Here is a 977-nt window from a genome sequence, read left to right on the forward strand (position 1 = left end):
GGGCCCGGCTCTCCTCATAGGTCGTCTCCATCGCCCAGCGGCGGTTGAACCATTCCAGCACCGTACGTGGCGGCACCGACAGGTCGGTGCACAGAAAGGCTTCCGGATCGCGCCGGCCATCGGGATAGCGCACCATCACCCAGAGGATCGGCACGATCGGCTTGCCCTGGTGGTGCCACAGCGCCGTTCCGGAGGCATAGTCGACCCAGCCGCCGGAGCGCCACCGGGTTCGGCTTGGTTGGACGGCCCGGCGCCAGATGGTAGCCTTATCGGTCAGACGGGCCCGCAAGCTGGGCTGGCGGGCGCCCTTCATTACCTGCCGCAAGGTCAAGGGCGGATCTGGTGGCGGATCAAACAGGCGCGCATCCAGGCGCAGCCGAGTGATCGCGACCATGTGCGGGCTGACGGCGTCGAGCAGGGTCAGTGCGGCGAATTCGCCATCCATGACGGCGACCAGAAGCCGGTCCGGCAGCCAGCGATGCAAGCGCAGCAGGATGGCCCGGGCCCAGGTGGTGGTCGGCCGATAGTGCCGGCCCTGCGTGTCACACCAGGAACGGCTCGGCACCAATGCGCTCAGCACCGGCAGTGCCCAGATGCGGCCGGCGAACGGAACCTCGACCAGCAGCATGGCGGTCATCCAGCGCAATCCGCGGCTGGTGACCGTCTGCTCCGTTGAGGACCGAACGGAGTCGAAGCAATGGCTTGCTGGGCGAACATGGGCTCCCCGGCGCCGTTCAAGAGTATGGTCAACACCGATGACGATTGGGCCGTCCGGGACGAAGGCGCTGACCAAGGCGTTCAGCAAGGTGCGTGCGAGTTTCAGCCCCGACCAGCGGTTCCGGTTGAGCACGCGGTGAAAAGCGGCGAAGCCGGGATCGTCCGCCAAGCCGAGGGTGTGCAGCAGGTTGGCCACGGTGCGGGGACCAACCGCCAGCACCGCACCGACCGCGAGCGCGGCCACCGTCGATCGGGTGCGC

1 protein-coding gene is annotated in these 977 nt (G+C 67.9%); it reads right to left on the minus strand.

The genetic code is table 11. The features are described from left to right. A partial coding sequence (locus tag ACFPMG_RS23895; protein WP_376997718.1) for an IS701 family transposase occupies positions 1-977 on the minus strand: 977 nt, incomplete at both ends.

This window comes from Azospirillum himalayense (assembly GCF_042657465.1).
Lineage (GTDB): Bacteria > Pseudomonadota > Alphaproteobacteria > Azospirillales > Azospirillaceae > Azospirillum > Azospirillum himalayense.